Source organism: Salinivibrio socompensis S35 (assembly GCF_000513715.1).
Lineage (GTDB): Bacteria > Pseudomonadota > Gammaproteobacteria > Enterobacterales > Vibrionaceae > Salinivibrio > Salinivibrio socompensis.
This window is the reverse complement of the sequence record NZ_AQOD01000081.1, coordinates 1-8,757: the sequence shown is the minus strand read 5'-3', so window position 1 is coordinate 8,757 and position 8,757 is coordinate 1. Positions and strand designations below refer to the sequence as shown.

7 protein-coding genes and 3 pseudogenes are annotated in these 8,757 nt (G+C 47.5%); 4 read left to right on the top strand and 6 right to left on the bottom strand.

From position 1 onward, the window contains the following. A partial coding sequence (locus DZ54_RS0109985; protein WP_025673968.1) for a transposase family protein occupies positions 1-247 on the bottom strand: 247 nt, incomplete at its 3' end. A gap of 612 nt (positions 248-859) precedes the next feature. Between DZ54_RS0109985 and DZ54_RS0109975 the strand changes: the two are divergent. From DZ54_RS0109975 to DZ54_RS0109965, 3 genes and pseudogenes are all read left to right on the top strand, one after another. Beyond that, a pseudogene (locus tag DZ54_RS0109975) lies at positions 860-1,293 on the top strand (IS1634 family transposase); the annotation flags it as partial. A gap of 211 nt (positions 1,294-1,504) precedes the next feature. Beyond that, positions 1,505-1,930 carry a ubiquinone anaerobic biosynthesis accessory factor UbiT gene (gene ubiT, locus DZ54_RS0109970; protein ID WP_420804850.1) on the top strand — a complete coding sequence of 142 codons (426 nt, stop codon included), beginning with the start codon at positions 1,505-1,507 and terminating at the stop codon, positions 1,928-1,930. 248 nt (positions 1,931-2,178) lie between these two features. Further along, positions 2,179-3,792 carry an ABC-F family ATP-binding cassette domain-containing protein gene (locus tag DZ54_RS0109965; protein WP_025673964.1) on the top strand — a complete coding sequence of 538 codons (1,614 nt, stop codon included), beginning with the start codon at positions 2,179-2,181 and terminating at the stop codon, positions 3,790-3,792. Positions 3,793-3,844: 52 nt separating this feature from the next. On the opposite strand, the gene DZ54_RS0109960 is transcribed toward DZ54_RS0109965, so the two are convergent. Both DZ54_RS0109960 and DZ54_RS24150 read right to left on the bottom strand, forming a co-directional pair. Next, a complete protein-coding gene (locus tag DZ54_RS0109960) occupies positions 3,845-4,861 on the bottom strand; it encodes a S66 family peptidase (RefSeq protein WP_025673963.1) in 1,017 nt (338 codons plus the stop codon). A 141-nt stretch (positions 4,862-5,002) separates the two neighbouring features. Next, a pseudogene (locus DZ54_RS24150) lies at positions 5,003-5,635 on the bottom strand (cation efflux transmembrane domain-containing protein); the annotation flags it as partial. A 270-nt stretch (positions 5,636-5,905) separates the two neighbouring features. Between DZ54_RS24150 and DZ54_RS25220 the strand changes: the two are divergent. After that, on the top strand, positions 5,906-6,052 hold the full coding sequence (locus DZ54_RS25220) for a hypothetical protein (protein WP_158011433.1): 147 nt from the start codon (positions 5,906-5,908) through the stop codon (positions 6,050-6,052). A gap of 21 nt (positions 6,053-6,073) precedes the next feature. Here DZ54_RS25220 and DZ54_RS20660 read toward each other — a convergent pair. The 3 genes and pseudogenes from DZ54_RS20660 to DZ54_RS0109935 all read right to left on the bottom strand — a co-directional run bounded on the left by DZ54_RS20660 (position 6,074) and on the right by DZ54_RS0109935 (position 8,489). Then, positions 6,074-6,999 (bottom strand): annotated as a pseudogene (locus DZ54_RS20660) (YeiH family protein). Between the two features lie 231 nt (positions 7,000-7,230). Further along, positions 7,231-8,109 (bottom strand): LysR family transcriptional regulator, encoded by an 879-nt coding sequence (locus tag DZ54_RS0109940; protein WP_025673961.1) that lies wholly within the window; start codon positions 8,107-8,109, stop codon positions 7,231-7,233. A gap of 86 nt (positions 8,110-8,195) precedes the next feature. Further along, a complete protein-coding gene (locus DZ54_RS0109935; RefSeq protein WP_025673960.1) occupies positions 8,196-8,489 on the bottom strand; it encodes a hypothetical protein in 294 nt (97 codons plus the stop codon). Between the last annotated feature and the right edge of the window lie 268 nt (positions 8,490-8,757).

Sequence of the window (8,757 nt, the reverse complement as noted above, 5' to 3'; positions counted from 1 at the left end):
GTTCAATCGAAGAGATGGCACGAGCGATGGTATCGTCGGCAGGAATACCGTCTTTAAACATATCATGACTCTTAAACCAATCATGGTGGCCTAGGATGTATTCTCGAATCTCGTACCATCCTTTCGACCCCGCAATCACCGCGCACAATGAAGCAAAGAGCAGTTCGAATAGAGGGTAGGTTATCTTGGCACTCTGGCGATTATCATCAACGGCGCTGAAGTAGTCTTTAAATGTATCGATATCCACGGTATCTATCCCGAACTATTTTAGAATCGGCCTATATGATCACAGCCAGAGGTGATCGTCAAACTGATCCTTTTTTGGTTAAAAAACGTTCGCGATCTCGCCCTGATTTTAGAGGTTATCAAGCCGCGAAGAAGAGCTCTCTCGCTACAGAAGTTGTTGCTGACGGTTTGACTATTAATGCTTTGCATGGAGAGGTTTCTAAGTGATTGAAAAATCTGTTTTCGTGCTAACTTCCATTGTGTTTGTTTATTTCTTAAAGAAATTTAATTCATCGCCGTCCGAAAAAATAGTTTTCTTTTCCAAGTATGCACTAATGCTCATTAGCGCAGGTCAATACATGTCGATATTTTTTTATGGTGGCAAAGTCAAAGGAGGTTACGATGCCGGAGACATACTCTTTTTCAACGACAAGATAGTAGACGCTCTCCAGCTACCTGGGTATATACAATTTTTTGCCTTAGCAATTGGCCTCTACCTCTGTGTATTTTGTCACCCTAGGCACAAAAGAAACGTGTAAAGCATCCCATGCTTTTACGAGCCGGCTATTCATAGTCGGTTTCCTTCAGGAATAAAAAGCCCCTATCTAGTTAAATACAGAGGCTCGATATCCCAGGGCGACCCAAAAAGGGCAAAAACCGGACGGCTATTACTATCAGCCTTGTCTGTAGCTGCTTAGAAAAGGTTGAGACAGCCAGGGCGCAGAGCGGCGTGTTCATCCTCACAACCAATGATTGCAGTGGCGACCTGAGTATGCAGGCACTTCTAGACACCTATAAATCCCAGCAAAGTGTTGAGCGCGATTTTCGTTTCCTAAAAAGCTCGGACTTTTTAACGTCGTCGTTATTCTTGAAAAAACCATCGCGCATCGAAGCGCTTCTGATGGTGATGACCTGCAGTTTAATGCTATACGCTGGGTCTTTCAGTGCTTCACGGGCATTCATGAAGTGTCAACGGGCGCTGCGCCACCTATGGTGACAGATATCCAAGCGCGGCAACAGATTATTATTGATGTACTGGGCGAACGATACCGAAGAATATATTCTTAATGTTGGTGCGGAAAGTTGGACTTACTCTTATTTTTTGGAAAACCCCCTCATTTTTGACTCGGATCCAAGGACAGTCCCATCAACCTCGCTACTCTAGTGGCATTCAACCATTGGCACCAAAGGAAAGCCAAATGCTCGTTAATCCAATCACACAACAACCTCTTGCCCTGCCACTGCCTCAGCCCAATCTAATTACACCGGGCTAAAAGCGATCACTCAGTTACCACAAGGACTGCAAGTTCAGGTGCTGACGAAATTGATGAATGCCGCGTTTGCCGTGCCGCTGGCAGAGGAAGAGTTCGACTTTCTTGCTGGCCGTACCATTCGGATTGGTTTGCGCGATCTCAACGCCAATTGGTTCGTGTCGCTGAACGAAAACAACCAATTGTTGGTGCGTTTATCTGGAGAGGAAGACGTCAGTATCGAGGGAGATTGGTTAGCGTTTTTAAAAATGGCGACCCACTATTGCGATCCGGATACGCTATTTTTCCAGCGCCAACTCAGTATCAGTGGTGATACCGAACTCGGGCTGCATGTGAAAAACTTACTTGATAGCCTCGAAATCGACACCCTACCCACACCACTGGCACGTTCACTGACTTTAAGCAATCACTACCTCACTAAACTCGCGTTATAGTGCACGAACGGCTGGGGTTGCGTACGCCCAGTCGCCTATTTTATACTTTCATTTCCTTTCTTTAGCGGAGTCCGTGCCAATGAACAACTAACACTCATTACACCGTTTTTATATTCGGTATCTTGGGGTTAGTCGGTATTCATGGCCATTGGGCTTACGTTCTTTATATTGCCAAACCGTATCTACGCAGACTTTCTGTGTAGCGCATACCGCTGCCCCTTTGTGTTGCTTTACATAAAGGAGGCTTTATGCCTTACCTTATTACACACGATCTCAGTGTGACACTGCCCGATGGGCAAGTATTGTTCGCACCTCTCTCTATCACCTTTGAGCACGGCCCCATTGGCCTTGTGGGAGATAACGGCACCGGCAAATCACTACTCCTCGCGCTATTGGCAGGTCATACTTTGCCATCCGCGCACGGGATTCATTGTTCAGGTCATGTACAACGCGATGGTGATATTGCTTACTTATCGCAACATATTACCGCACCAAAGACACAAACATTGGCTGAAGTACTTGGCATTGCCGAACAGCTTCATGCGTTAGCGGCCATTCAGGCTGGAAGCATCGAACCAGCGCATTATGAGCAAGTAAATGATGACTGGGATATCGCCGAACGCTATCAGGCAATACTGACCCAGTTAGGTATTGCTGCCCCTTTGTCAGCGCCTTTGCATGTGCTTAGCGGTGGCCAATTGATGCTGCTGAGTTTATATCGCGTCTTTCACTCCCAAGCACATATCGTATTGCTCGATGAACCGAGTAATCATCTTGACCGAACCGCACGTCATAGGCTTTTAAGCTGGATAGAAAGCTATCCTGGGTTAGTGATCACGGTGAGTCACGACCAGCAATTACTTCGTCATATGCGGGCTATCTATGCATTAACACCACAAGGTATAGCAAAATACACGGGCAACTATGACGACTTCATTCGCGCGCAACAGCAAGAACAGGAAGCAATCATCGCGAAACGAACGCACCTGAATAAACAGCACAAACAGGTATTACGTCAACAGCAGCAGGGCGCTGAAAAGGCACAGAAGCGCGAATCAAAAGGTAAACAATTACGCAAAAAATCAAGTCAGGCGAAGTCGATTCTGGATAGTCAAAAAGAAAGTGCTCAAGACGCAAAATCGCGGGCGAAAACACAATTTTCTCAGCAGCTTAAGCGTTACCAAAAGCAACTCGACGCGCTTGATACGCAGCTTCCGGAAAACAATCCGACGTTGTATATGCATCACTCAGAGCCAATGAAACGGCGACGGCTGATAAAGGCCACCCAGTGTCAATTGCCATTCGGACCCACTGCTCCGCTTGATTGGTCTGTCTACGCGGGGGAGCATTGGCTACTAACAGGCCGAAACGGCGTAGGAAAATCCACGTTACTGCGTATATTAATGGGCCGTTACGCTCCTGTTGGCGGCTCAATCGACGTTGTCGGTGAATGTGTGTATTTAGATCAACACTTCTCATTGCTGGATCCTAAGCAAACACTGCTATCTTGTTTGCTCAATCATAGCGATTTGTCAGAGTCAGATGCTCGAACCTGCCTTGCTAGCTTAGGTTTACGTGGCGATCGCGTTTATCAAACGGTTGATAGTTTAAGTGGTGGTGAGAAGATGAAAGTGGCGATGTTAGCGGTATCCCACCAACACGCCCAGCCACTATTACTGTTGGATGAGCCGGACAATCATCTCGACATCTCAGCCAAACACGCACTGGTCGACGCGCTTAATCATTATCAAGGTGCCTATATATTGGTCAGCCATGACGATGCCTTTATTGATGCGCTGCGTCTGACCCATCAATGGGAGCTTGGATATCATGCTGCCAGCAGCTTGCCAAGTGATCGATAAAGTGGCGCACACCGTCGCCAACGTATCGGTGTGGCTTACTAATACAGGCTCATTACCCAGCGGACTCACCCGCCAGCCACGGTTGTGTGAGTGAGACCGTCTGGGCATCAAAATCAATACAGGCTTGGGCACCCAAAGGCGTGGTTAACATTGGATGCGTATGGCAACTGTCAAAACCATCAACCACGGCGAGCGGCTGCCCATCGAGTATTTCTTCGAGGACGTCATAGGTTGAACGTCCCGTTCCTTTGTCATCAAACAGCTCGTGTTTACCAAGTAACACCGCGCCTACCGTATCAAACACCCCGGCCAGTTTTAGGTGTGCGAGTGAGCGTTCAACCGTGGCAATATCAAGCAAAGAGTCTTCAATCAGCAGAATATCACCTGTTTCAATCGCTGGCATATAAGGCGTTCCCCAGATCCCATTCAAAGTATTGAGATTGCCACCGATAATGCGGCCATTCACCTGACCTTTACCCATAAACTGCCATGCGTTCTTATAAGTCGGTTTGGCCTCTGTCTGTTCGCCCCAATCGATCATAACGTCGGTCCATTGCGCAGGCATCTTATAGGTCATCGGCAGCGTTACATTCTCAGTTGTTACTGCTCGAAACGCGTCAAAGGTTTCATCGACCAGTGGCGGGAATTCCCCTAAAGACGCCACTAAGGCTGGTCCATAAAAGGTGATTAATCCCGTTTTGGCATAGATACCGAGCAGTAAGGCAGTGAGGTCCGAATAACCCACAATGATCTTGGGATCATCAGCCAAGGCGGCGTAATCGATATAGGGAAGTAAAGCATTGCTGTTCATTCCGCCAATCGTCGACATGATGCAGCGCACACTCGGATCACGGATGAGCTGGTTGAGCTCTTCCGCACGCGCCTTGATCGAGCCTGAGCGATAGTGATCCGATTGCCCAGTCAATGCGCCCGCCCTAAGATTAAAGCCTTGTGCTTTGACATAGGCCATCGCGCGTTCAAACCGTTGCGGCGCAAATACGGTGGCAGGTGATGATGGCGAGAAAAAGCCAATTGTCTCGCCTTTTTTAAAAGGTGATGGCAGTAACATCTTGTCTTCCTTAATATTTAATCTCCCAACCATTAAATCATCTGGACGAGACAGTCACAATACCCCACCGGTTAGCCGCTGTGTGGCGTGTTCTGATTACGCCACTGAGCGGGTGCGATACCACTTAACGGTGACAGGCGCGAGCTCCTTTAACGCGTTACGCACCATAATGAAGGGCACTTTGATAAAGTAAAACGACATCAGTACCATCATCACAGGATCGGCATACACCGCATAGGCAGACCATGGAGAATGCGCCACTAGCCAAGCGCCGAGGAACCCCAGCGTCACTGCTACGCTTAACAAGGTATCCATTTGCCACTGGCGCGATTCTGCCTCAACCAACTGGCTTTGCCCCGCTTCGATTTTTGCGCGCAATTATCCACCACCCATAACCGCAACCCACCACGTTGATGATACCGAACAGTACCGCCAATGAAGGGTTAACCGTTCTTCCTCCTTCAACCAAGGAAGAAACAGCCTCATAGAGGGAGTAACTAACCAGCAACAAAATGACAGCTCCTTTGATTGCGATAACCAATGGAGTCAACAGCACACGAGTTAGCGGTCGCGCGTAACGAGAGTGGATATACCATGACGCACCTAGTGACAACAAAGTTAACACTAAGCTAATCAGAGAATAGATACCGTCGAACATAATCACTAAAGAGCCAGCAAACCACCCGACGGCCAGACCGGTGATGGCAAACCCCAAGGCTAAAAGGCTGAAAACACTAATACTGACTTTTCATTGATCACGTGTTGAGGAGACATAAAACACCAAAAGTAGAAAACACGCACATATTCTTGGTGCTACTACGCTGCTTTACAAACATGAACTTGCTGAAACTTTCATCAGCGCACTTAGTTCAAACATAAAGCATTTAATAATCAGAGTATTATGCCCCAATCTTGCTGTCAGTTTTTTTGACACTCAGTGTCCTAAACAAATTTTAGTTATGAGATAGCGCAAAATCGCATTTTGCTCTCATATAACTATTGCTCATACTAAACGTAAATTTAGATTCTTTATGGACTAAGAGGATGAGGAAAGGTATTTTGCTTGCTGCCATTACCTTGCAGCTTTTTCTCGCAATGACCAGCACCGGATGGTGGCAGTTTGCTGCGGCACTCAGTGCTTTTTTATTGGTCGCGGTACTCCGTTTGCCTCAGGACACGCCGCACGAGTGATCCTGAGGAAAAAACGGACAACTAAGCGGCTAACAGCAGCCAAGCAAGCGACGAACAGGATATAATCACCCATAGCGCGATGCCAAAAAGCAGCGGTTTAGGGCCCGCCGCACGTAGCTGGGCGACAGAAATACTGCAGCCTATCAAGAACAAGCACACCACCAACACTTGCTTAGCAATCGCGAAAATCACATCGTAAATCGGTTGTGCTTGCACAAACACATCACTGATGCCGATAGCTAAGCAATAAAATACAATGAAAAATGGAATAGTGATTTTTTAGCGTGGCTGCGAAACATGAGTGCGCTGACAAAGGCGACAGGCACAATCCATAATGCGCGCGCAAGTTTCAACGTTGTCGCGGTGGTTAGCGCTTGCTCACCATAGGCAGACGCCGCCCCAACGACCGACGACGTATCATGAATCGCGATCGCCGCCCAAGTTCCAAAGGTATGCTGATCCAGCCCCAACGCATGCCCAATCATCGGAAACACAAACAGCGCCAGCGAGTTCAGCACAAACACGGTACCCAGTGCGAGACCGATTTGTTCATCATCGGCATTGATGGCGGGCGAGACGGCCGCGATGGCACTACCGCCACAAATCGCTGTTCCTGAGGCAATTAAATGGCCGGTTTTTCGATCCAATCCGATTAGCTTGGCCAGTGCCGTGCCAAACACTAACGTGCCGGTAATGGTAGCAATAATCAGCCCTATCCCGTCGCCGGTGACTGCTAATGCCTCTTGCAAAGGAATGCCAAACCCCAGCCCAACGATAGAATACGCGAGGAGCTTTTTGGTGATCTTAGTCAGCGGTAATCCGCTGGGTACCCAGCCCAAAGACGTGAGTAAAAAACCGAGTACTAAAGCGATGGGCGAAGTGACCCAGGGGGTTAAGCACGCAAGGACAGCAAGAACAAAAGGCAGATAACGGAGATAGGCAGTCATAAGTAGGCTCGATGACAATAAGTGGGCTAGATAAAAATAAACAGGCTAGATGAAAATAAACAGGCTCGATGACAATCAGTCGAATTGATGAAATCAAGTGCAAGCATTCTAGCGCTATGTGAGCGATCAGAAAATCTTAAACTTTGTTGAGTCAGTTAAAACGCCCGAAAAAGCAGCCTAATACGATGATATGACTAATCTTTAATAGAAGATTTAGAAATCAAACAAGATCTAGAAATCAAACAAATAGTTGGTAATGCTATCGTTAAGCCATTGGATCCCAGGGTGTTCGGCCATGCCAGACGCCGTAAACAGGCAATAGTCTTCTTGCGTGAGGCCGTAAGTATGCTTGATCACTGCCAAACGCTGCTCACGGAGGTGCTTGCGGATCAGCGGCTCAGGCAACACACCCCATGCCTCTTCTTGCAAGATAGTATTGAGCATGTATTCAAAGCTGGAAAAGCCAATATAGCGACGTGAGAAAGGTTGGAGCTCTGGATTATCTTTTTCGTTGAGGTAGACCATCACCGCTTGCATGGCGTTACGCAGTTGATCATCACTGACTCGACGCAAGCGACTCAACGGATGATCACTATTGCACACCGACATCATGCGAATTTTACCCAGCGGTTGGTAATTAATGCGTGGATCGTCAATGCGCTCGTAATCGACCCCAAACGCAAAATCGACTTGTTGGGTTTCTACCAGGCTGGCTAAATCACCGCTCGAGGCCAGCACAAGGTTAAATGAGGTCGCGGTAAAGCGCTTGTTAAGCTGGTGCGCCCAATCCTGCCAAAGCTGATCAGGAATAGCATCATCACGTGCTATCCACACTTCCGCATTGAAGCCCGCGTTGGCTTGTTCACAAGTGCAACGTATCCGCGCCGCGGTCACCGATATGCTCTCGAAGTCTTTATATACGGCTTTGCCAATTTCCGACAGCATCAGCCGATTACCGGTACGATAGAATAGCTCTGCATTGATCGACTGTTCTAGCGCTTTAATCGCCATGCTTAGACGTGAGCGATTCACATCAAGTCGACGTGCTGCTTCAGACACTGAACCGGTTTCTGCCACCGCACAAAACGCATCAATTTGGGTTAGATTCATGCCGCCCTCCTCGCGCTATCCTACCGGAGCGCGGCAAAGACACAAGCAATAGATGCGTTAACATTTTCTCACGACAACACGTATAGCTACTTGCTCAACCCATTAAAAGCACTTACTTTTTTGGTTAATTCCTTCATGCGATGATCAAAGCTTTTGACCGCTTGCTCACTTTGCTCAAAGACCTCATGCGTGCGACTACCCTGCTGCGCAAGCTCTTCAATACTCTGGTTGATCTCATTCACGGCTTGGCTTTGTCGATTGGCACCATCGGCAATCCGCGCATTGTGTTCAAATAATTGTTGTAAGTTGGCATCCAAGGTGTCCATATTGGCAACCGCTTTTTGGTGCGTATCAAGGCTATTCTGACTATCTTGACTCACTTGATTAATTTGTCCGGTTACATTGTCGGATGCCGCGCGAAGCTGATTGATGATGTCTTGTACTGAGGAATCCCCTGATGATTTAGATAAAAATCATCAATTTAAGGTAGATGCACACCTTGTCATATGATCAAATGGTTTCACCAAAAATCAATAATCAGACAACAAGATGTGCGAACTCAATATCTTACATGACTCTCTCTACCAATTCTGTCCTGAACTGCATTTAAAGCGACTTAATAGCTTGATGTTAGCTTGCCGAGCATTG

Coding starts and splice junctions, on each gene's coding strand:
- DZ54_RS0109960 (WP_025673963.1), bottom strand. CDS start 4,861: ATGTTACTGCCATCACCTTTTAAAAAAGGCGAGACAATTGGCTTTTTC.
- DZ54_RS0109965 (WP_025673964.1), top strand. CDS start 2,179: ATGCCTTACCTTATTACACACGATCTCAGTGTGACACTGCCCGATGGG.
- DZ54_RS0109940 (WP_025673961.1), bottom strand. CDS start 8,109: ATGAATCTAACCCAAATTGATGCGTTTTGTGCGGTGGCAGAAACCGGT.
- DZ54_RS25220 (WP_158011433.1), top strand. CDS start 5,906: ATGAGGAAAGGTATTTTGCTTGCTGCCATTACCTTGCAGCTTTTTCTC.